Genomic DNA, 19,591 nt, shown 5'->3' with positions numbered 1-19,591 from the left:
ACGACATCAAGACCACTCGTCCGGCGGCAGCGTCCCGCCGTCGTCCTCCCACTGCGGCGCGCCCGCGTTGTCGCCATGGCCCGCGGTCACGCTCCCTTTCGCATCGCGATCCTCCGAGCGTCGCGTCTCGCCGTGCTTCGCCGCACGAGCCCGCGTGCGCGTCGGCGTCACGGTACGCTGCCCGCTGCCCCCGCGCTCGTCGGCCGATGCCGTGCCTTTCGTCTGCCGCACATTCGAACCCGCATTCATCTTTTCTCTCCTGCGTCACTGAAAAAAACTGAAAACCCCGTGAACAGGCCGCCGCAATTTCGATGCCGCCCCCGGGCAAGCGTCTTGCTATATGTTCGTACCGAATCCAGCCGCAGGAGCCGACGATGCCGACCGAACCCCACACGCCGCCCGCCACGCGCCGCCGGCTCGGCGAATGGCTGACCCACGAGGAAGCGCACATGGCCGCGTTCCGCGAAAGGATCGCGGCCGACGCGCACGCGCATGCCGGCGAACGATTGCGCACGCCTGCCGTGCAGGCGCTCGCGCGGCTGTTCGACGACTGCCCCGTGCTGCGCATGGGCCTCGTCCGCGCGATCGACGAGGCGGTCGAATCCGGCCGCCGGCTCGGCTACACGTCGATCGGCGAACTGATGACCGTGATCGACCACCTGATGACCTACACGCCGCCGTTCAGCGAATCGAGCCTGATCGTGTGCCCGCTGAACGCGTTCCTCGACTGGCCGATGTGCATGCCGTCCGGCCACGCGGTGTTTCGGGACGCAACCGTCAACGCACACCTGAAGCGGGTACTGAACGTATGGTGCGACTTCCTCGGCGGCCCGCATTCGCGCGAGCATCTCGACACGTCGGCGCCCGACGGCTGGTTCTGCGACGAAGCGAGCAAGCGCATCGGGCTGTCGCAATTCCGCTATCGCGACGATCAACCGCACCTCGGCTTCGATTCGTGGAACGACTTCTTCACGCGACGCTTTCGGGAAGGCGCGCGGCCCGTCGACGCGCCGGACGATCCGCACGTGATCGTCAGCGCGTGCGAGGCCGCGCCGTACCATACCGAAACGAACGTGAAGATGCGCGACACGTTCTGGATCAAGGCGCAGCCGTATTCGCTGCACGACATCTTCACGCGCGCGGGGCGACCGCTCGCCGAGCGCTTCGTCGGCGGCGATCTCTACCAGGCCTATCTGAGCGCGTACAACTACCATCGCTGGCATGCGCCGGTGCGCGGCACCGTCACGCATGCGTACCGGGTCGACGGCACCTACTACTCGGTCGCCGAAGCCGAGGGCCCGGACCCGGCCGGGCTCAACGACTCGCAGGGCTACATGACGGCGGTCGCCGCGCGCGCGATCGTCGCGATCGAGAGCGACGACCCGGGCATCGGCACCGTGGCGGCCCTGTTCGTCGGGATGGGCGACGTGTCGTCGTGCGTGATCGAGGTCGTGCCGGGCCAGCGCGTCGACAAGGGCGACGAGATCGGCCGCTTCCAGTTCGGCGGCTCGACGTACTGCCTGCTGTTCGAGGCCGGCGTGATCGAGCGCTTCCTGTACGCGCCGCCGTTCGACGACCACACGCCCGTCGTGCCGGTCAACGCGTCCGTCGCGATCGCGCGGTGAGCAGCGCGCCCGCGCGTCATCGTCACACGTCACGCATCGGTGCCGTCCAGCTCGTACCCGTCGTGCCGCTGCACGCACCGCAGCACCGACAGGCCGTCGGCAGTCAGCGCGGGCCGGCGCTCGCCCGACGCGTCGTCGCCCTGCATCACGATCAGGTTCCGTTCGACCAGCGCGGCGACGTCCTCGCGATCGATCTGGATCTGTTCCGGTGCGCGATACACCAGGAACAGCGCGGCAAATTCATGAGCGGTCAGCATGCTCGTTCCCCGTTGACGGCTTCACGCGATGTGACAACGGCGTCGCATCGGCATGCGGCGCGACACGCGCGCCGGCGACTGTCGATGCGTGCACGGACCATGCCAATCCGCGCGAAGCGTCGCTCGTCCGCACCGCGTGCGCGCGGCGCGAAATGGCACCGTGCGGCGTCCGGCCGCCCGTGCAAAGTTTTCAACGATGTGTAATGCAGAACGCAAGCGGGCAGAACGCGAGCGGCCGGACCCGAGCGCGGATCAAACTCGCAGACACGGCGCCTCGATCAGGAGCGCCGCGAACGGGACAGGCCGGCCTTCACGCTGCTCGCCGCCGCGCGGCCGTGCGCGCGGAAATAGCCGCTGTGCAGCACCACGCCGCCCTTGCCGTCCGCCAGCACCTCCGCGCACGCGGCTTCGATCCGCGCGCGGCCGCGCTCGAACGCGTCGCGCAGATCGGCTTCCAGCGCCGAGCGCGCGCCGAAATGATCCTCGAGCGCCTCGGCCGTGATCGCGCAGTGTTCCGGTTGACCGTCGACGTCGACGGTAAAGCACAGCTGCAGCGCCGTGCCGTCGAACTCGGGCGGCGCATCGGCCAGCGTCACGCGGCGGGGGGAATCGGCCGGCATCGGATCACGCGCTCCGCGACGCGAGGCTTTCGACCAGCGCGCCGCTGAATGCGGGCAGGTCGGCAGGCTTGCGGCTCGTGATCAGGTTGCCGTCGCGCACGACTTCCTCGTCGACCCACTTGCCACCCGCATGGCGGATGTCGTCCTGCAGGCTCGGCCAGCTCGTCATCGTGCGCCCTTCCACGAGCCCGGACGACACGAGCAGCCAGCCGCCGTGGCAGATCGCGGCGATCGGCTTGCCTGCGCCGACGGCCGCCGTCACGAACTCGCGCGCGGCCGGGATCATCCGGATCGCGTCGCCGTTGACGACGCCGCCGGGCAGCACGACCGCGTCGTAGTCGCCCTCGCGCGCATCGTCGAACGTGCGGTCGACCTTCACGCGCGCGCCCTTGTCGACGTGCCTGAACCCCTGGATTTCGCCGCGTTTCAGCGAGATCACGTCGACCTGCGCGCCTTCGGCCGCCAGCGCGCGTTGCGGTTCGACAAGTTCGGCTTCCTCGAAGCCGTCGACCGCGAGGATCGCTACCTTGCAATGGTCCAGTCTGCCGCTCATGGAAACCTCCGTGGATGCCGCGGCACCCTTTATGTCGTCCCGGTCACGGAGCAATCGCCGTGCCGCGTGCGACCGGACGACGGCGACGGAAGAGACCGGCCGGAACCAACCCGTCCCGCGTCGCCGCGCACGGGCTGAAAAGATTTCAATGGCGTGTAACCCGACCCGGCACGATTACTGCAGGCGAATCGCCGCATCGAGCATCGCGTCGGTCAGTTCGACCGTCAGCGTCAGATCGTCGTCGTCGCTGTCGGGGAGCCGGTCGAGCATGTCCCGCACGGCCTCGTGCAGCATCGCGTGCACGCGCATCCGGGCGCCGTCGTCGAGGCCCGCGTAGCGTTCCATCGTGTCGCAGTCGAGCACCAGCACGACCGAATGCCGCCCCGTATCGGGCGGCGCATCGGCCTCCATCGACCACGCCGCATGAAACGTGACCGTGCCGGTCTCGACGTCGAGACGGACTGTCGTATCGAAATCGCCGGCGTCGACCGTGTCGCCGTCCGTCGCATCGTCTTCCAGATTGATCCGGGAGTTCGATTGCATGATGTCCTCCTGCGTGGTGGCCGCGCGCTTGCTGCAAACCGCGCCGGCCATTCGGTTCGAATGCGGATATCGCGAGGTTTTCGTGCTGAACTAAGAGGGGCGGAATGGCACGCCTGAGCGGACTTTGCAGCAAGGGCCATACCTTCGGCGGCACGGTGCCGCGCGGCACGCGAATTGCGGCACCCTGGCCCGTACGTCCCTGCGACGCCATACGGAGCCCCGAAATGCCTTCCGCTTCCGCCTCCCCCGCGCACGGCAAGCGCGCGACGCGCCGCCCCGGCCGGGCCCGCAGCGCCGCTCCGCAGCACCGCAAGCGCTGGTCCGCCGAAGTCACGCAAAAAAGCGACGTGCTCGACATCGAGCCCGACATCTTCAAGTCCGACGATCCGGGCGCGATCGCCGCGTCGCTGAAGCGCTCGGCCGAACGGAGCCGCCGCCGCAAGGCGTCGCCGTTCCAGTCGGCGATGTCGATGCTGAACTTCTACATGAACCGCGCGGGCCGCAACCTGCCGAAAACGCGCCGCGCGACGCTCGAACGCGCGAAGCGAAAACTTCGCGAGGCCTTCGGCCGCAAGCCGTGACGGCCGCCGGCCACCGCCGCATCGACCCGCCCCGATCGCGCGCATGCACGCCCGAAACGACGTGGTACCTGATCGTCGCCGCGGTGCCGATGGCCGTGGGCGTCGCGACGTCCGCGCTGCGCCACCTGCCGTGCAGCGCCGCGATGATCCGTCTGGTGCCCGGCATCGCGCTCGGCCCTTCCGGCGCCAGGCTGCAGCGTCTCGACCTCGAACGCGACGCGCCGCAGCTGCGCTCGATCGTCGAGATCGCGCTGCGCGTGTCGCTGTTCGCGATCGGGCTGCGGCTGCGCGCGCCGCTGTCCGACCGGCTGTGGCGCGTCCCGTGCCGCGTCGGCCTGCTCGCGATGAACGTCACCGTGCCGCTGCCCGCGGCGCTCACGTTGCGCCGAGCCGTGCGCGCATCTTCGAGGTGATCCGCTGGCGCGCATCCGCATAACCTTCCCACGGATCGCGCTTCAGCCCGTCGAGACGCGAGCGACGCCGCGACGGTCGCGACGGTCGCGACGAACGGAGACGCGCCGACCACCGCGCGGCTCAGGATCGCGCCGAGCAGAATGCCGACCACGTAGTCGAACGGCGAACGCTGCCCGAACGCGCGTCGCCCGGCGATGCGAATCAGCACCAGCGCGATCGCGAACACGACGATCGCACGCAACGCCATCTGGCCGGGGCCGAGCATCCGGCCCTGTCCGAACAGCGCGACGACGACGTCCATGATCGCGGCGCTGCTACGCGGGCAGGTCGACCGCCTGCTGCTTGCGCGCCCGGATCCGATGGCGGCCAATGTCGTCCGGGAACCTGCGCATTGCCGCGTCGGGATCGCCCGCCTGCCCGATGCCCACGCGTCGCGCCGGGTCCAGCGGATACGCGGCGATCGGCAATAGGCGTTCGGCACCGACGGCCGCGATCGGCTTCAAGTGCCTGAACGCCTCGCGCACGTATCGCTGCGCGGCCGGCGCCGTCTTGCCGGCTGGTGGGGAAATCGTCATCGAGGTGTCCTCGTCGAATTCGGCGGGCAGCCGCCGCGCGCGTGGCGAACAGCAGGACTAGTCGGCGCGGCACGCGCGGACCGCGCCTGCGGCGGTCGGCCTCGTCAGGGCGCACGCAACGCCGCGTCGAGTTCGGCATCCGTAATATCGAGCGCCACGTTGCATTCGATCGCGTCGTCCTCGACGCGCGGCTTGCGTTCGTCCACCGCGCGTCGCGCGCCATCGCACAGATACGTGCGCACACGCAGCCGGTCGTCCTCGCCGAGCCACGCATAACGCTCGATCACGTGCGGATCGAACCGCAGGTCGACCGTGCAACGCCATTCGCGCGCGCTTTCGTCGGCCGGCACGCGCACCCACGACACCTGGATCGTCAAGCGCCCGGATGCGTCGTCCGCATGCACGGCGACGGTCGACTCCGACGGAAAGCCGTTCGCGAGCGCGTGCTCGAGTTCCGCGACGCGCTGCGAGCGGTCGGGCGCGCCGATCATCGTCGCACGACGCCCAGCAGCAGCGTGACCAGGAAGATCACGACGAAGATGTAGAACAGGATCTTCGCGATCTCGGCCGCGCCGGCCGCGATGCCGCCGAAGCCGAACACGGCCGCGACGATCGCGATGATGAAGAAAATGATGGCGTATCGAAGCATGGAGCCCTCCTGAATGACTGCGGTCGCCAATACACGTCGTCGTTGATCACGCATCGTGCTTGTGCCTGGGTTTGCCGCGAACCGGCGTGGAAGCCATTTTCTCGAGTTCCTTCTCGCTCATCGACTTGGCCATCGACTTCGCCGGCGGCTTGAGGTCCTTCATCTTCGTCTCGCCGCGCTTGGCCGACAGCGCGGCCCCGGCAGCACGCTGCTGGGCCTGGGATTTTGCTGGCATGGTTGCGCTCCTGTCGGTTGGCGCGCGCGATACGCAACGCGCGCGGTTGTCCGGCAGCCGTCATGCGGCGTCGCGGCGCCGCAGGTCGGCCGGCGGGATCTTCATCGCCTGGCGATACTTCGTCACCGTGCGGCGCGCGAGAAGAATGCCGCGCCCCGCGAGGTTCTGCGCGAGCGTGACGTCGGACAGCGGATCGGTTTGACGCTCGGCCGCGATCATGTCACGGATCAGCACCTTGGCGGCCGATGCCGAGCACACGCCCTTGCCCGCCGCCTCGAGCTTGCGCGGGAAGAAGTGCTTGAATTCGAACGTGCCGTGCGGCGTGGCCATGTACTTGTTGCCCGTCGCCCGCGACACGGTCGATTCGTGCAGCTCGAGCTCATCCGCGATGTCGCGCAGCACGAGCGGCTTCATCGCGATCTCGCCGTAGCGGAAGAAATCGCGCTGCCGCGCGACGATGCATTCGCCGACGCGCTGGATCGTCTCGAAACGCTTCTGCACGTTGCGGATCAGCCAGCGCGCTTCCTGCAACTGCTGGCCGAGCGGCGAATCGCGCTCGCCGCTCGACTGTGCGAACAGCGTCGCATAGCGCTCGTGCAGGCGCGCGCGCGGCAGCACGGCCGGGTTGATCGTCACGATCCACTCGTCGCGCACCTGGCGCACGATCACGTCGGGCACCACGTAGTCGCCGCGCGTGCTGCCGTAGTGATTGCCGGGGCGCGGATCGAGCCCGCGCACGAGCGCGCACGCCGCCTGCAGCGTCTGCGGGTTGCAGCCGATGCGCCGCTGGATCTCGGCCGTCTCGCGGCGCGCGAGCCGTTCGAGATGCTCGCGCGCGATCGCCTTCGCTTCCGCGAGCGCCGGCGTGCCGGCCGGAATCGCGTCGAGCTGCAGCACCAGGCATTCGGACAGCGAGCGCGCGGCGATGCCCGGGCGGTCGAGCATCTGCACGAGCCGCAGCGCGACCGCGAGATCCTGTTGCGACAGCAGCAGCGCCGGATCGGCCGCGACCAGAAGTTCGGGCAGCTCCTGGCGCAGGTAGCCGTCGTCATCGAGCGCATCGATCACGATGCGCGCGGCTTCGCGGTCGCGTTTGTTCAGCGGGTAGAGCCGCAGCATATCGTGCAGTTGCTGATGCAGCGACGGCTCGGCGGCCATCCATTCGCCGGGCGACAGCCCGTCGGCGTCGTCGCCCTGGCGGCCCGTACCGCGCGGCGCGGGCGCGGCCGTATACGACACCTCGCCGTCCGGCGGGCGCACGTCGTCGGGTTCGGGCGACGCTTCGGGCGCGGCGGCTTCGACCGCCTGCTCGGGCGTTCCGGCGGCGGTTTCCTCTTCGCCGTCGCCCTGGCCGTCTTCGAGAAACGGATTCATGTCGAGCGCCTGCCGCAATTCCTGTTGAAACTCGAGCGAGGACAACTGCAGCAGCCGCAGCGACTGCTGAAGCCTCGGCGTAAGTGCGAGATGCTGGCGCATCTGCAGCGCAAGCGAGACGGACATCGAAAGCCTCCTGACGGTTCGGTTCGCGGTATTTCGTCGACAGGGTTCATGCAGCTTTCGTGCCAATCCGTCCACGCGCGCCGTGCCGGGGCTTTCGCGGGTTATTGCTCCATCACGCAACCTGACGGGGCCGCTTTTTTACAAGCCGGAGGCAAGTTTGGGGCACGCATTTCGCGCGGCAGGAAGTGCGCCCGATCGCCCGCGTCGTCACCGCTTTGCATGGATGAGATCGACGGCAGAGCGATCGGGAAGTATCGCCGTCGGCTCCGGCACGTGACGCAGCAGCCACGCGACCATATCGCGCTCCTGCTGCACGATCCGCTCGCAGCACGCTGCGGATTTCATCTTCGCCATCACGTTCGTTCGCCGCATCACGAGTGCGGCATGCCGCGCGGCGCGCGCGACGCGTCAGTACCGCATCGGCGGGTCGGGCCGGTGCAGCCACTGATCGCGGTCGTGATTCATCGGCACTCCATAGGCGTGCATCGTTGCGTTGTCTGACGGATGTGGCCAGGGTCCGCAATCCGCGTGCCGGCCGTTCGCGGCACCCGCACGCCGGCGCTGATGCGCATACGCGCGATTTCGCGCCGCGCGCCGTGCATTCGCTACACCGTTCGCTGCAATTCTTGCAAGCGGGCCGCTACGCGTCGTACGCGGCCATCACGAGCCACAGCTCGCGGCCGTCGTCCCGCACACGCGCCGCCAGCGCATACGGATCGGCCGGCTCGCATGCGCGCTGCAGCGCGAAGCGCGCCGGCTCGGTCGAGCCGAACGTCTCGTCGCCGAGCGGCCGCACGTCGGCCTTGCCCTCGAACATCCGGCGCTCGGGCCGGTAGATCAGCGGTTCATGCTTCCACGTATCGAAATGGCTCTTCACCGAATCGAATCCGCCGCCGCATACGTTGATCTCGTAGCGTATGCCTGGTCGTCGTTTCGGAATCATCGTCGTGTCTCCGCTTGATGCGCGCACCGCGGGCACCGGGTGCGCCGCGCGTTGCTGCCATGGTCGTCGTCTTCGTCGTCGCTGTCGACGTGGCAAGTCGCGTGCCGCGTGCGATCCGGGAACGGCCATTGCGTGAAATCAGCATCATCGTCACCGACACGGAGCCTCGCCATGAAGGATTCGACCCGGTCCGGCCACGACGCGCCGGAGCGCAAGCAGCGACCCGACCCGTCGCGGCCGCTGAAGCCCGAGGACCGCACGCACACGCGCCATTCGGAACGCCATATCGACAAGCAGCTCGAGGACACGTTTCCGGCCAGCGACCCGCCCGCGACCGGCGGCATCACGCGCATCGAGCCCGACACGCCGCCCGGCACGCACGACGAAGGGCCGTGGCAGGACAAGCGCAAACGCCGCAACGAATGACGGCGGCGAACGACAGGCCGCACGGCATGCGGTTTGCTGAATGGAATGTGCTGGAACATCGCCCCCCAACCCGCAAGGAGGACTTTCATGCTTCGCGTCGACGAAATCATGTCGCAGGACGTCGTGTGCATCGCGCCGACCGACTCGATCCGCCATGCCGCGCAACTGATGGAGCGCTACGACATCGGCGCGCTGCCCGTGTGCGACAACAACCGGCTGATCGGGATGGTGACGGACCGCGATCTCGCGGTGCGCGCGATCTCGGCCGGCAAGCCGCCGGAGACGCGGATCCACGAAGTCGCGTCCGGCCCGATCGAATGGTGCTTCGCCGACGATTCGCTGGACGAGATCCAGCACTACATGGCAGACGCGCAGTTGCGCCGCCTGCCCGTCGTCGATCACGACAAGCGGCTGGTCGGCATGCTGTCGCTCGCGGACATCGCGACGCGCTCGGCCGGCCCGACGCACGACGAGGTCGCGAACACGCTCGAAGGCGTGTCGCAACCGAGGCAGACGTGACGGCACGAGCTTTTCCTCGCCCCGTCCCGACCACCCGCGCGATCGGCGCCCGCCCGGGCACGATCACGCACCACGCAGCCAGGAGGAAACACCATGCAGACTCCCAATCAAGGTCAGACCCGCATCGTCGGCAAGGGGGCGGCGACGGCGGCCGGACCCGGCCCCGACGTAATGGCGGCCGACACGCTGGAAGGCGACAAGGTCTACACGACCGACGGCGACGATGTCGGCAAGATCAAGGACATCATGCTCGACGTGCGTTCAGGTCGTGTCGCGTATGCGGTGCTGTCGAGCGGCGGCGTGCTCGGCATCGGCGACAAGCTGCTCGCGATCCCGTGGAGCGCGTTGACGCTCGACACCGAGCGCAAGTGCTTCCTGTTGTCGGTGTCGTCGGAGCGGATCAAGAACGCCCCCGGTTTCGACAAGGACCACTGGCCGGCGATGGCCGACCCGCAATGGGCCCAGCCGCTGCACGAATACTACGGCAGCGCGCCGTACTGGAGCCCCGGCGACGAACTCGGGCTGACCGATCCGACCGAGGAACTGAACGATCCGCGCACACGCGGCCATCACTGATCCGCGTGATCCGGCGCCGGTCCGCCGGCGTTTCGCTTGCCACGCCCCGCCGATGCGGGGCGCATTTTTTTGCGCGCCGCTCGCGCGACAGGCAACGCCGCCACGCGTCACGGCCGATGCCGCAACGCGTCGATCACGATGGAGAACGCACGCGATGCCTGGCGGCGGCTCGGATAGTACGCGTGGAAGCCGGGAAAGACCGGGCACCAGTCCGGCATCACGATTTGCAGGTTGCCGCTACGGACGTGGTCGCGCACGACGTCCTCGGCGACGAACGCGATGCCGAATCCGTCGAGGGCTGCCTGAACCATGTGCGGCTGCGTGTTGCAGGTGATCCGGCCGTTCACGCGCGCCTGAATCTCGTTCCTGCCTTTCTTCAGTTCCCACGCGTAAATGCCTTTCGCGGTCGCCAGCCGCAACGTGACGCAATCGTGTTCGAGCAGGTCCTGGGGCGTCCGCGGCAACTTGCGGCCCGCGAGGTAGGACGGCGCCGCGACCATCGCCATCGGGATGTCCGCACTGACGCGCACCGCGATCATGTCCTTCGCCACCTGGTCGCCGTATCGCACGCCGATGTCGTAGCGCTCCTCGACGATGTTCGACAGACCGTAGTCGACCGACAGTTCGACGCGGATGTCCGGGTACTCCGGCAGGACCTTCCTGAGTTTCGGCCAGATCACCGTGTCGATCGGATGCTCGGTGGCCGTGATGCGCACGACGCCGGCCGGCTTGTCCCTGAAATCGGACATCGCGGCGAGCTTCGCCTCGATCTCGTCGATGCGCGGCGCGACCGCCTGTGTCGATTGCATGCGGCATGCCGGTTGCATCGTCATGCACATCATCGATACGGAAGCCGCTCATGCGCGCGAGCCCGCGCCAGTCATCCGGCCACCCCGCCGACGCGCATGCGGCGCACGGACCGGCAGGCCGCTTCGCGCGGCCGAACCGCTGCATCGCGTCCGTGTATTGGGGAGAGGCCGCATGATGCGAAAATCGTCCGCGAATCCCGCCGCGCCGTCCCCCGCCGCAGCCGACGACGGCACGCCGGCGACGCTCGATGCGTGCCGCCGCTGCGCGCTATGGGAGCACGCGACACAGCCGGTGCCCGGCGCGGGTCCGGCCGATGCGTGCATCATGCTCGTCGGCGAGCAGCCGGGCGACCAGGAAGACCGCACGGGCATGCCGTTCGTCGGCGCGGCCGGACGCATGCTCGATCGCGCACTCGACGAAGCCGGCATCGAACGCGCAAACGTCTACCTGACGAACGCGGTCAAGCATTTCAAATGGGAACCACGCGGCAAGCGGCGCCTGCACAAGACGCCGGCGCAACGCGAGGTCGCCGCGTGCCGCTACGGGCTCGAGCGCGAACTCGATACGCTGCGGCCGCGCGTCGTGGTCGCGCTCGGCGCCACGGCGCTGCGCGCGGTACTGCAAGATAACGACGCGACGCTGGAGCGCACGCCGACGCCGGTGCGCAGCGCCGAAGGTTGTCTCGTCGTCGCGACCTTTCACCCGTCCTACGTGCTGCGCACGCGCGGCGCCGATTCGCGCGAGCACGCCTACCGGACGCTCGTCGACGCACTGCGCACCGCCGCGCGCGGGAGACGCCGGATGAGCGGCCCGGACGGCGACGCAGCGTCCGCGACACCCGCCGCGCAACCGTGGTATCGACGGCTCGGCCCCGGGCTGCTCGCGGGCGCATCCGACGCCGCCCCGAGCAACGTCGCGGTCTATGCGCAGGCCGGCAGCCAGTTCGGCTTCAACATGCTGTGGATGGTCGTCGCCATGCTGCCGATGATGGTCGCCGTGCAGCTCGCGTCGGCCTTCATCGGGCGCGGCAACCGCAAAGGCCTCGTCGCCGGCATCCGCGAGCACTTCTCCGACCGTCTCGCCAAAGGCCTGATCGTGATGGTCGTGATCGTCAACGTCGGCGCCGATGCGCGTACTGGTGATGCTTCTGGCGCGGCGGCGCGATGCCGAACGCGCGGCGTCAGCCGGTGCGCTTCGTTATCTGCGCAATCTTGCGTGCCAGTTCGCGCACGTCGACGGGCTTGCACAGATAACCTTCGAACCCGGCTTCGAGCGCGCGGCGTTCGTCGGCGAGGCCCGCGTGCGCGGTCACGGCCAGCACCCGCAGGTCGGACAGCGCGCCGTCGCCGTTCATCGCGCTGCGCCGCAACGCGTCGAGCAGCCAGAAGCCGTCGCCGTCCGGCATCGCGAGATCGGACAGCACGACGGTCGGCCGCATGTCGGCGGCCACCGCGAGCGCTTCCCGGCCCGACGATGCGATCGCGACGGTCGCGCCGAACGTGGTCAGTGCGGCGGTCAGGCTCGCGCGCGTCGTTGCATCGTCGTCGACGATCAGGATGCGCTGCGTATCCAGCACGAGCGGCTCGCGACGGCCATCCGCCTGCGCGATCCCCCAGGCCATCGCGCCCATCGGCTGCCAGCCGGCCGGCAGCGTCACCGTAAACGTCGCGCCGCGATTGCGGCCCGCGCTCTGGACGGCCACGCTGCCGCCGTGCAGTTCGGCGATATGCCGCACGATCGACAGGCCGAGCCCGAGGCCGCGCCGCGACGACGCGGGCGAATCGTCCGCACGGCGGAACATGTCGAACACGAACGGCGCGAACTCCGCCGCGATACCCTGCCCCGTGTCGGACACGGTCAGCACCACGCGCGTATCGACACGCGCCAGCGCGACCGTCACGGCGCCGCCGCTCGGCGTGAACTTGAGCGCGTTAGACACGAGATTCGACAGCATCTGCCGCAGCCGCTCGGCATCGCCCGACACGATGCAGGTGGCCGCCGCGCATTCGAACTCGAGCACGATACCGGCCGACGACGCGGCCGTCTGGAATGCGCCGACCGAGTCGGAGAACAGCCGCACGACATCCACCGGCATCGCATCGAGCTGCAGCTTGCCGGTCGCGAGCGACGATGCGTCGAGGATGTCGCCGACCATCCGCGTGAGCGAGCGCGCGCTGCGGTCGATCGCGTCGATCGCCTGCTGCTGCAGCGTGTTGTCGCCCGAGTTGCGCAGCACCTCGACCCAGCCGTAGATCACGTTCAGCGGCGTGCGCAATTCATGCGATACCGTCGCAAGCAATTCGTCCTTCAGGCGGTTCGACGTATCGGCCTGGTCGCGTGCATCGCGGGCGCGCTGCAGCGAACGCAGTGCGCGCAGGTCGCGCAGGCGCTGCGCGCCGGTTTCACGCAATGTCAGCGACAGCGCGACACACGCACGCCCGTCGCCGCTCACCGGGCCCGCCGCCGCCGTCGCACGAAAGCGCCGGCCATCGCGTCGCACGCACAGCAGGTCGATCGGCCCGAGCGCTTCGCGCATATCGTCGAACGATTCGGCGAACGGCCTGCGTTTCAGCCAGCGCATCGCGACCAGCGATTCGAACGCGCGCCCGAGCGCATCGCCTTCGTCATAGCCGAACAGGCGCTTCGCGGCCGGGTTCCAGCTGACGATGCGGCCGTCGGCATCGACGCCGACGATCGCGTCCGGCGATGCGTCGACCACCGCCCGCTGCAGCCGCGACGCGTCGACGCGCGAACGATCCGCGCCGGCATCGCGCAACAGCAGCACCGCGCCGTCGATGTTGCCGTCGGCATCGGCGATCGGCGACGCGACCTCGACGATCGGCACCGGCTCGCGGCCGTCCGGATGCAGCCAGTGCTGGTCGGACACGACGCCTGCGCCGCCGAGCGCGCGATCGAGCGGTGTCGCCGGCACGCGGCGGCCGGCGCGATCGAACACCCGCAGCACGTCGCGCGCGGCGCGCCCCGTCGCATCGGCCGGCGCGCAGCCGACGAGCGCGGCCGCGGCCGCGTTCATGTAGGTGAGCCGCCCGTTCGTATCGGTTGCGATCACGCCATGCGGCAGCGCCTGCAACATGGCTGCGAGCCGCCGATGCGCGGCCGCTTCGCGCCGGCGCGCATCTTCGTTCGCGAATCGCGCGTGCCGCAGCATCGATGCAATCGCGCAGACGAGCGCACCGACCAGCACGAACGTCGCGAGCCGGACGAGCCGCTCCGGCAGCGGCATCGTGTAGGCAGCCGGATCGGACAGGAACAGCGTCCACACGAGCACGCCGCTGACCACGGTCGCTGCCATCCCGAACAGGAACGACGTGGCCCACGCGGCGCCCGCGAGCAGCGGGTAGTAGAGGATGAACGGCAGGTTCACGCCGCCGAAGCGGATCGCGAGCGCCTGCAGCACGGTCGCGATCGCGACCAGCATCACGGCCGTTGCGTAATTCCCGGCGCGCATACGCGAGAAGTCGATCATCGGGTACGCTCCTGCCGCGCGACGACGATGCGCGACGCCACGCGGAAACGGGTGCACGGGCGCGGTCGCGGCGACATCAGGAATCCGGTTTGTCCGCTTCGTCTTCCAGTTGCGCGAGCCGGTTGTAGATCGTCTTCAGGCTGACGTCGAGCACTTCGGCCGCCTGCGCCTTCACGCCGCCGCATTGCGCGATCGTGCCGAGGATCAGCCGCCGGTCGACTTCCTCGAGCGGCGTGCCGAACGGCACGGTCACGCGGTCCTCGTGCGAATCGACCATGTTCGACAGCTCTTCCATGATCGGCGGCGGCAGCGTCTCGATCACGTCCACGTCGCTGAAGATGCTCGCGCGCTGCACGAAGTTGCGCAGTTCGCGCACGTTGCCGGGCCATTCATAGGTCTTCAGCGCTTCGCGCGCGGCCGGCGCGAAGCGCAGATGCCGGCCGCTCTCTTCGTTGAAATGCTGCAGGAACGCGTCGGCGAGCATCGGGATGTCGTCGCCGCGCTCGCGCAGCGGCGGCAACGGAATCGGAAACACGTTGATCCGGTGAAACAGGTCGGGCCGCAGCTTGCCGTCCGCCATCGCGGCTTCCGGATCGCGGTTCGTCGCCGCGACGATGCGCACGTCGACGTCGATCTCGCGCGTCGAGCCGAGCCGCGTGAGCCGCCCCGTCTCCAGCACGCGCAGCAGCTTGACCTGCGATTCGACCGGCATCTCGGTGATCTCGTCGAGGAACAGCGTGCCGCCGTCCGCGCGTTCGAAGAAGCCCTTGTGCTGGCGCTCGGCGCCCGTGAAGCTGCCGCGGTCGTGGCCGAACATCTCGCTTTCGACGAGATTCGCGGCGATCGCGCCGCAGTTCACCGCGAGAAACGGGCCGCGGCGGCGCAGGCTCAGGTCGTGCACCGTCTGCGCGGCGAGTTCCTTGCCGGTGCCCGATTCGCCCGTCAGCAGCACCGACGCCTCGGTGCGCGCAACGCGGCCGATCGCATCGTAGACGGTCTGCATCGCGGGCGAGCTGCCGAGCATGCGGCCGAAGCGCCCGAGGCGCTTCAGCTCCGAGCGCAGCTCGGCAATCTCTTCGTGCAGCGCGGTCGTGCGCGGCACGCGCGCGAAGATGCTGTTCAGCCGCTGCATGTTCAGCGGCTTCACGAGATAGTCGGTGGCGCCGCGCCGCAATGCGTCGATCGCGGTTTCGAGGCTCGCGTGGCCGGTGGTCAATACCATTTCGCAGTGCGATCGTTTCGGCAATGCGTCGAACAGATCCATGCCGTTGCCGTCCGGCAACACGAGATCGCACAGCACGAGATCGGGGGTATGCGTCGTGACGAGCGTGCGCGCTTCTTCGAGCGTCGCGGCCGTATCGCATGCGAGCTGCTGCGTGCGAGCGAGCGTCGCGAGCATCGTGCGCGTATCGGCATCGTCTTCGACGATCAGGACATAGGGCATCGAGGCTCCTTGTGAGGCGGCCCGGCGCGGGCACTGGCCGGACCCGCGACGGATATGCGGCGCAGCACGCGCGGCCGGCACATGGCGACGCCTTCCGCTCATGCCAATAAGCGGACCGGCCGTCCTGAAATGAAAAAACGCTGCTTGGAAGTATAGAAGACCCCGGTCGCGCATTCGTCGCTCATCGAATAAATCTATCTGCAGCGGCGGCCCGCATTGCCAGATTCAATGTCGTGCCGTTGGTATAAAAGGTAAGCTCCCTACAGGAAAACGACGCATGCCACGACGTTTCTTCACCAGACCTCGACAATATTCGGTCAAATCCTCCTGATTCGATATCGCGCCATGGCGAAAACCGGCGATGACAGCGCGCGGCTCTTCGGTCGCTCGCGTACGATCCAGGCCCTTTTACTGAAGGTGTCGCGCGTCGCGACCACGCACGCCAGCGTGCTGATCGTCGGAGAAAGCGGCGCGGGCAAGGACATCGTCGCGCGTCTCCTGCACGACCTGAGCCCGCGGCGGCGCGGGCCGTTCGTCCCCGTCAACTGCGGCGCGATCGCGCCCGACATCGCGGAATCGCACCTGTTCGGTCACGAAAAAGGCAGCTTCACCGGCGCGGTCGCGCAGCATGTGGGCATGTTCGAAGCCGCGTGCGGCGGCACGCTGTTCCTCGACGAGATCGCGGAAATGCCGGGCGAGCTGCAGGTCAAGTTGCTGCGCACGCTCGAATCGAACACGATCGTGCGCGTCGGCGGCCACGAATCGATTCCGCTCGACGTTCGGATCGTCGCGGCCACGCATCACGATCCCGTCGAGGCCGTTCGCAGCGGTCGGCTGCGCGAAGATCTGTTCTACCGGATCGCGATGATCGCGCTGCACGTGCCCCCGCTCAGGCAGCGCGAGGACGATGTCGGCGATATCGCTCTCCAGATCGTCGAGCGGCTGAACGCGCGGCACCGCACGCGCAAGCGCCTGTCGATGCAGGCGATGAAGGCGCTGCGCGCGTATACGTGGCCCGGCAACGTGCGCGAACTGCGCAATGCGCTCGAGCGTGCGTTCATCCTCTCGGACGAGCAGATCGACCTGCAACTGCCGCGCCGCCAGCCGCCGCACGAGGAAGTGCGCCACAACGCGATGACGCTGCATATCGGCACGACGCTCGCGCACACGCAGCGGCGCTTCATCGCCGCATCGCTGCGGCATTTCAACGGCGACAAGCCGCGCACCGCGAAGGCACTCGGCATCAGCCTGAAGACGCTGTACAACCGTCTCGCGCTGCTGCCCGAGCACGAGCGCGGCGCGGCGAACGGCGCAGCGCCGCCGAACCCCGGTGACACCACCACCGCCACCACCAACGCGTGCGCGAGCGCAGCCCCGCCGCCGGGTGCACCGAATCAGTGAGCGCGGCAGCGCGTCGAGCACCGGGTTCAGCTGGTTCAGCGCGCCCGTGGCCGCGCATGCTCATGCCATCGGGCGACACATCGCCGCGCACGTTTCGGACGCGAGCGCGCAGAACTCGGTTTCGAAACATGCACGGACGTCGGGATTCATTGTTCCTCTTGGTTCGAACCATGTATCCGGGCCGCTGTCACGCGGCGGCAATCTGCCGCTCCAATGCCGCTTCCGCCTTCAGGCTGTCGAGATCGCGGCCGATCGTCACGACCGCGAGCCGCGTGTCGCCGCGCCAGTACGCGATCGAGCAGTCGTGCGCGCCGAGGTCGCCGTCGATCTCGACACGATCCCATTGTTCCGCGTGCCCGACGTAGTTGATCGTCATGTCGTAATGCTGGCTCCAGAAGAACGGCACCGCGTCGAACGGCTGCTGCTGCCCGAGCATATTGCGCGCCGCGGCGATGCCCTGCCGCTCGGCGACCACCCAGTGCTCGACGCGAATGCGCTGCCCCGTCAGCGGATCGGGCCAGCGTGCGATGTCGCCGGCCGCGTAGATGTCGGGCACGCTCGTCTGCAGGAAGCGGTCGACCGTCACGCCGCGCTCGACCGCGAGCCCCGCGTCCTGCGCAAGCTCGACGTTCGGACGAACGCCGATGCCGACCACCACGACATCGGCCGGCAGCACGTCGCCGGTCGACAGCGTCACGCTGCCTGGTGAGATTTGAGCGAGCGTCGCGCCGAGATGGAACACGACGCCGTGCGATTCGTGCAGCGCCTTGATCGTGTCACCGAGCGCTTCGCCGAGCACGTGCGCCATCGGTTTCGCATCGGGTGCGACGACATGCACGTCGAGTCCGCGCGTGCGCAACGCAGCGGCCGCTTCGAGCCCGATGAAGCTCGCGCCGACCACGACGCAACGGCGCGCCGTTTTCAGCTTGCCGATCAGCGCGTCGCAGTCGGCGCGCGAGCGGAGCACGCACACGTGCGGCAGATCGGCGCCGGGCACGGTCAGCCGGTTCGGTTCGGCGCCCGTTGCAAGCAGCAGCGCGCCGTATCCGACGCGGCTGCCGTCGGCCAGCTCGACCGCATGCTGTGCGGGATCGATTCGTTCAACACGTGTGCCGCACCGCACGTCGATTCGATGGTCGGTATAGAACGACGGCGCGCGCAGCGGCAGCCAGTCGGCATCGGCCGTGCCCGCGAGATAGTCCTTCGACAAATTGGGCCGGTCGTACGGCGGATCGCGGTCGGCACTCAGCAGCGTGACGGGATGCGGATAACCTTCCTGCCGCAGCGTCACGGCGGCCGCGATCGCAGCGGCGCCGCCGCCGACGATCACCACCGATGCAGGCAACCCGGCCGCGTTCAGCGCAGGCGGCGCAGCAGCCGGCCGCGCATCGAGCACGACTGCGCGGCCGTCGCGGCGTTCGACGCGCCAGCACGGCAGCCCGTCGAGCGCCGGCGCGCGCAGCCGCGCGCCGGTGCGCAGGCAGAACGCCGCGTGGTGCCACGGGCAGCGGATCGTGTCGCCGACCAGCAGGCCGTCGGCCAACGGCGCCCCGTAATGCGTGCATTGCGCGCCCACGGCAAACAGTTCGTCGGCGCGGCGCACGAGCAGCACCGCTGCGTCGCCGACGTGGCCCTCGATCATCGCGCCGTCGGCGATGTCGTCGAGCGCGACGCCCTGCGCGAGATCGGGGTGTGAAGACGAGGAGTCGCTTCCGGACATGACATCGCTCCCGCAGAGTCAGGTAACGATCCCATTATCGGCGTCCTTCATGAAAAGAACAGGTACAGACGCCCCGCAGCGCACGCAAACACGGACTGTAGCTTGTACGCGATCCATGACCGGCGTAGAACGTCATCGACGTTGCGGCGCAACACGCGGCCGCCGCGTACCCGTACTTTCGCACGGCAGCCATTTGCCCGGCACTTTGTATTTCCGATTGCCGTCAGCCGGCGACGACTCGATGCGCGTATAGCGTGGCGATGCGTGGACTCACGCGTCGTCGACGTTGTCCGCGTAGCGGTCAATCGCGACCTTGCACTCGTCGAACACCACCGTCAGCTGCTCGACGTCGCTCGACTCGATCCACTTGCGGATCTGCAGGATCCATGCCGGTGACCACGCCGAGCGGCCCGGCGAGGATCCCGAGCAGGCCGCCCGCGATCGCACCGATCACGCCGCCCTTGAACGGCCGCGATTCGGCGGCGAGCACCGCGAGCTTGCCGGCCGCATCCTTTTCGACGACGACGCCATTCTCGATGTGGAATCCTTCATTCTTCTCCGACAGCGCCTCGAAATCGTTAGCGGCCTGCCGGGCCGTGTCGCCGCTGCCGAACACGGCGACGATCAGTTGCCTGGTCATTCGACACCTCTCTCTCATGTAGATGGACTGCGCCGCCGCCACACATCACGCAGCGCGCCGATCCGAGACCGCG

At 68.6% G+C, this 19,591-nt stretch carries 22 protein-coding genes and 4 pseudogenes; 8 read left to right on the top strand and 18 right to left on the bottom strand.

Going from position 1 to position 19,591, the window contains the following annotated elements; genetic code table 11:
- Positions 1 to 6: 6 nt before the first annotated feature.
- Positions 7 to 249 carry a hypothetical protein gene (locus DM992_RS37800; RefSeq protein ID WP_111021344.1) on the bottom strand — a complete coding sequence of 81 codons (243 nt, stop codon included), beginning with the start codon at positions 247 to 249 and terminating at the stop codon, positions 7 to 9.
- 125 nt (positions 250 to 374) lie between these two features.
- On the opposite strand from DM992_RS37800, the gene DM992_RS37795 reads away from it, so the two are divergent.
- Positions 375 to 1,625 carry a phosphatidylserine decarboxylase family protein gene (locus DM992_RS37795; RefSeq protein ID WP_111021343.1) on the top strand — a complete coding sequence of 417 codons (1,251 nt, stop codon included), beginning with the start codon at positions 375 to 377 and terminating at the stop codon, positions 1,623 to 1,625.
- A gap of 29 nt (positions 1,626 to 1,654) precedes the next feature.
- Here DM992_RS37795 and DM992_RS37790 read toward each other — a convergent pair whose 3' ends face one another.
- From DM992_RS37790 to DM992_RS37775, 4 genes are all read right to left on the bottom strand, one after another.
- Positions 1,655 to 1,882 carry a hypothetical protein gene (locus tag DM992_RS37790; RefSeq protein WP_111021342.1) on the bottom strand — a complete coding sequence of 76 codons (228 nt, stop codon included), beginning with the start codon at positions 1,880 to 1,882 and terminating at the stop codon, positions 1,655 to 1,657.
- 278 nt (positions 1,883 to 2,160) lie between these two features.
- Positions 2,161 to 2,502 (bottom strand): DUF1488 domain-containing protein, encoded by a 342-nt coding sequence (locus tag DM992_RS37785; RefSeq protein ID WP_111021341.1) that lies wholly within the window; start codon positions 2,500 to 2,502, stop codon positions 2,161 to 2,163.
- Between the two features lie 4 nt (positions 2,503 to 2,506).
- Complete coding sequence (locus tag DM992_RS37780) at positions 2,507 to 3,055, bottom strand: type 1 glutamine amidotransferase domain-containing protein (protein ID WP_111021340.1); 549 nt, start codon at positions 3,053 to 3,055, stop codon at positions 2,507 to 2,509.
- A gap of 174 nt (positions 3,056 to 3,229) precedes the next feature.
- The gene (locus DM992_RS37775) at positions 3,230 to 3,598 is read right to left on the bottom strand and encodes a hypothetical protein (RefSeq protein WP_111021647.1); all 369 of its coding nucleotides are present in this window, start codon (positions 3,596 to 3,598) and stop codon (positions 3,230 to 3,232) included.
- A 224-nt stretch (positions 3,599 to 3,822) separates the two neighbouring features.
- Between DM992_RS37775 and DM992_RS37770 the strand changes: the two genes are divergently transcribed.
- Positions 3,823 to 4,179 carry a DUF3175 domain-containing protein gene (locus DM992_RS37770; protein ID WP_111021339.1) on the top strand — a complete coding sequence of 119 codons (357 nt, stop codon included), beginning with the start codon at positions 3,823 to 3,825 and terminating at the stop codon, positions 4,177 to 4,179.
- A gap of 89 nt (positions 4,180 to 4,268) precedes the next feature.
- Positions 4,269 to 4,550, top strand: a pseudogene (locus tag DM992_RS37765) (cation transporter); the annotation flags it as partial.
- Between the two features lie 122 nt (positions 4,551 to 4,672).
- Here DM992_RS37765 and DM992_RS43195 read toward each other — a convergent pair.
- From DM992_RS43195 to DM992_RS37730, 8 genes and pseudogenes are all read right to left on the bottom strand, one after another.
- Positions 4,673 to 4,894: pseudogene (locus tag DM992_RS43195) on the bottom strand (hypothetical protein); the annotation flags it as partial.
- A gap of 13 nt (positions 4,895 to 4,907) precedes the next feature.
- Positions 4,908 to 5,168 (bottom strand): hypothetical protein, encoded by a 261-nt coding sequence (locus DM992_RS37755; protein WP_111021338.1) that lies wholly within the window; start codon positions 5,166 to 5,168, stop codon positions 4,908 to 4,910.
- Between the two features lie 104 nt (positions 5,169 to 5,272).
- Positions 5,273 to 5,659: a DUF3022 domain-containing protein gene (locus DM992_RS37750; RefSeq protein ID WP_111021337.1), complete on the bottom strand. Its 387-nt coding sequence runs from the start codon at positions 5,657 to 5,659 to the stop codon at positions 5,273 to 5,275.
- The gene (locus tag DM992_RS37745; RefSeq protein WP_027792525.1) at positions 5,656 to 5,817 is read right to left on the bottom strand and encodes a DUF1328 family protein; all 162 of its coding nucleotides are present in this window, start codon (positions 5,815 to 5,817) and stop codon (positions 5,656 to 5,658) included. Before DM992_RS37745 ends, DM992_RS37750 begins: the two co-directional genes overlap by 4 nt.
- A 46-nt stretch (positions 5,818 to 5,863) precedes the next feature.
- Positions 5,864 to 6,052: a DUF3008 family protein gene (locus tag DM992_RS37740; RefSeq protein ID WP_111021336.1), complete on the bottom strand. Its 189-nt coding sequence runs from the start codon at positions 6,050 to 6,052 to the stop codon at positions 5,864 to 5,866.
- A gap of 60 nt (positions 6,053 to 6,112) precedes the next feature.
- Entirely contained in the window at positions 6,113 to 7,552 is a 1,440-nt protein-coding gene (locus DM992_RS37735; protein WP_111021335.1) for an RNA polymerase factor sigma-54, read from the bottom strand.
- 207 nt (positions 7,553 to 7,759) lie between these two features.
- Positions 7,760 to 7,909, bottom strand: a complete 150-nt coding sequence (locus DM992_RS42085) for a hypothetical protein (RefSeq protein ID WP_162631789.1) — start codon at positions 7,907 to 7,909, stop codon at positions 7,760 to 7,762.
- Positions 7,910 to 8,192: 283 nt separating this feature from the next.
- Positions 8,193 to 8,495: a hypothetical protein gene (locus DM992_RS37730; protein WP_111021334.1), complete on the bottom strand. Its 303-nt coding sequence runs from the start codon at positions 8,493 to 8,495 to the stop codon at positions 8,193 to 8,195.
- Positions 8,496 to 8,666: 171 nt separating this feature from the next.
- On the opposite strand from DM992_RS37730, the gene DM992_RS37725 reads away from it, so the two are divergent.
- The 3 genes from DM992_RS37725 to DM992_RS37715 all read left to right on the top strand — a co-directional run bounded on the left by DM992_RS37725 (position 8,667) and on the right by DM992_RS37715 (position 10,016).
- A complete protein-coding gene (locus tag DM992_RS37725) occupies positions 8,667 to 8,921 on the top strand; it encodes a hypothetical protein (RefSeq protein ID WP_111021333.1) in 255 nt (84 codons plus the stop codon).
- Positions 8,922 to 9,008: 87 nt separating this feature from the next.
- On the top strand, positions 9,009 to 9,440 hold the full coding sequence (locus DM992_RS37720; protein WP_111021332.1) for a CBS domain-containing protein: 432 nt from the start codon (positions 9,009 to 9,011) through the stop codon (positions 9,438 to 9,440).
- Between the two features lie 93 nt (positions 9,441 to 9,533).
- Complete coding sequence (locus DM992_RS37715) at positions 9,534 to 10,016, top strand: PRC-barrel domain-containing protein (protein ID WP_111021331.1); 483 nt, start codon at positions 9,534 to 9,536, stop codon at positions 10,014 to 10,016.
- A 107-nt stretch (positions 10,017 to 10,123) separates the two neighbouring features.
- On the opposite strand, the gene DM992_RS37710 is transcribed toward DM992_RS37715, so the two are convergent.
- Positions 10,124 to 10,825 carry a LysR substrate-binding domain-containing protein gene (locus DM992_RS37710; RefSeq protein ID WP_239511488.1) on the bottom strand — a complete coding sequence of 234 codons (702 nt, stop codon included), beginning with the start codon at positions 10,823 to 10,825 and terminating at the stop codon, positions 10,124 to 10,126.
- 172 nt (positions 10,826 to 10,997) lie between these two features.
- On the opposite strand from DM992_RS37710, the pseudogene DM992_RS37705 reads away from it, so the two are divergent.
- Positions 10,998 to 11,615, top strand: a pseudogene (locus DM992_RS37705) (UdgX family uracil-DNA binding protein); the annotation flags it as partial.
- 391 nt (positions 11,616 to 12,006) lie between these two features.
- Here the strand turns inward: DM992_RS37705 and DM992_RS37695 are convergent.
- Both DM992_RS37695 and DM992_RS37690 read right to left on the bottom strand, forming a co-directional pair.
- Positions 12,007 to 14,313 (bottom strand): ATP-binding protein, encoded by a 2,307-nt coding sequence (locus DM992_RS37695; RefSeq protein ID WP_111021330.1) that lies wholly within the window; start codon positions 14,311 to 14,313, stop codon positions 12,007 to 12,009.
- A 76-nt stretch (positions 14,314 to 14,389) separates the two neighbouring features.
- A complete protein-coding gene (locus tag DM992_RS37690; protein WP_111021329.1) occupies positions 14,390 to 15,757 on the bottom strand; it encodes a sigma-54 dependent transcriptional regulator in 1,368 nt (455 codons plus the stop codon).
- A 345-nt stretch (positions 15,758 to 16,102) separates the two neighbouring features.
- On the opposite strand from DM992_RS37690, the gene DM992_RS37685 reads away from it, so the two are divergent.
- On the top strand, positions 16,103 to 17,158 hold the full coding sequence (locus DM992_RS37685) for a sigma-54 dependent transcriptional regulator (protein ID WP_111021328.1): 1,056 nt from the start codon (positions 16,103 to 16,105) through the stop codon (positions 17,156 to 17,158).
- A 187-nt stretch (positions 17,159 to 17,345) separates the two neighbouring features.
- On the opposite strand, the gene DM992_RS37680 is transcribed toward DM992_RS37685, so the two are convergent.
- Both DM992_RS37680 and DM992_RS37675 read right to left on the bottom strand, forming a co-directional pair.
- The gene (locus DM992_RS37680; RefSeq protein WP_111021327.1) at positions 17,346 to 18,878 is read right to left on the bottom strand and encodes an FAD-dependent oxidoreductase; all 1,533 of its coding nucleotides are present in this window, start codon (positions 18,876 to 18,878) and stop codon (positions 17,346 to 17,348) included.
- 385 nt (positions 18,879 to 19,263) lie between these two features.
- A pseudogene (locus DM992_RS37675) lies at positions 19,264 to 19,518 on the bottom strand (hypothetical protein); the annotation flags it as partial.
- Positions 19,519 to 19,591: the final 73 nt, after the last annotated feature.

This window comes from Burkholderia sp. JP2-270 (genome assembly GCF_003233675.1).
GTDB classification, from domain to species: Bacteria; Pseudomonadota; Gammaproteobacteria; order Burkholderiales; family Burkholderiaceae; genus Burkholderia; species Burkholderia pyrrocinia_C.
Note: the sequence above shows the minus strand (reverse complement) of the source record. Positions and strands in the feature narration are given on the sequence as shown.

Bases quoted from the DNA above. Each gene is read 5' to 3' on its own strand.
- DM992_RS37800 (WP_111021344.1), bottom strand. From the start codon at position 249: ATGAATGCGGGTTCGAATGTGCGGCAGACGAAAGGCACGGCATCGGCC.
- DM992_RS37795 (WP_111021343.1), top strand. From the start codon at position 375: ATGCCGACCGAACCCCACACGCCGCCCGCCACGCGCCGCCGGCTCGGC.
- DM992_RS37790 (WP_111021342.1), bottom strand. From the start codon at position 1,882: ATGCTGACCGCTCATGAATTTGCCGCGCTGTTCCTGGTGTATCGCGCA.
- DM992_RS37785 (WP_111021341.1), bottom strand. From the start codon at position 2,502: ATGCCGGCCGATTCCCCCCGCCGCGTGACGCTGGCCGATGCGCCGCCC.
- DM992_RS37780 (WP_111021340.1), bottom strand. From the start codon at position 3,055: ATGAGCGGCAGACTGGACCATTGCAAGGTAGCGATCCTCGCGGTCGAC.
- DM992_RS37775 (WP_111021647.1), bottom strand. From the start codon at position 3,598: ATGCAATCGAACTCCCGGATCAATCTGGAAGACGATGCGACGGACGGC.
- DM992_RS37770 (WP_111021339.1), top strand. From the start codon at position 3,823: ATGCCTTCCGCTTCCGCCTCCCCCGCGCACGGCAAGCGCGCGACGCGC.
- DM992_RS37755 (WP_111021338.1), bottom strand. From the start codon at position 5,168: ATGACGATTTCCCCACCAGCCGGCAAGACGGCGCCGGCCGCGCAGCGA.
- DM992_RS37750 (WP_111021337.1), bottom strand. From the start codon at position 5,659: ATGATCGGCGCGCCCGACCGCTCGCAGCGCGTCGCGGAACTCGAGCAC.
- DM992_RS37745 (WP_027792525.1), bottom strand. From the start codon at position 5,817: ATGCTTCGATACGCCATCATTTTCTTCATCATCGCGATCGTCGCGGCC.
- DM992_RS37740 (WP_111021336.1), bottom strand. From the start codon at position 6,052: ATGCCAGCAAAATCCCAGGCCCAGCAGCGTGCTGCCGGGGCCGCGCTG.
- DM992_RS37735 (WP_111021335.1), bottom strand. From the start codon at position 7,552: ATGTCCGTCTCGCTTGCGCTGCAGATGCGCCAGCATCTCGCACTTACG.
- DM992_RS37730 (WP_111021334.1), bottom strand. From the start codon at position 8,495: ATGATTCCGAAACGACGACCAGGCATACGCTACGAGATCAACGTATGC.
- DM992_RS37725 (WP_111021333.1), top strand. From the start codon at position 8,667: ATGAAGGATTCGACCCGGTCCGGCCACGACGCGCCGGAGCGCAAGCAG.
- DM992_RS37720 (WP_111021332.1), top strand. From the start codon at position 9,009: ATGCTTCGCGTCGACGAAATCATGTCGCAGGACGTCGTGTGCATCGCG.
- DM992_RS37715 (WP_111021331.1), top strand. From the start codon at position 9,534: ATGCAGACTCCCAATCAAGGTCAGACCCGCATCGTCGGCAAGGGGGCG.
- DM992_RS37710 (WP_239511488.1), bottom strand. From the start codon at position 10,825: ATGCAATCGACACAGGCGGTCGCGCCGCGCATCGACGAGATCGAGGCG.
- DM992_RS37695 (WP_111021330.1), bottom strand. From the start codon at position 14,313: ATGATCGACTTCTCGCGTATGCGCGCCGGGAATTACGCAACGGCCGTG.
- DM992_RS37690 (WP_111021329.1), bottom strand. From the start codon at position 15,757: ATGCCCTATGTCCTGATCGTCGAAGACGATGCCGATACGCGCACGATG.
- DM992_RS37685 (WP_111021328.1), top strand. From the start codon at position 16,103: ATGGCGAAAACCGGCGATGACAGCGCGCGGCTCTTCGGTCGCTCGCGT.
- DM992_RS37680 (WP_111021327.1), bottom strand. From the start codon at position 18,878: ATGTCCGGAAGCGACTCCTCGTCTTCACACCCCGATCTCGCGCAGGGC.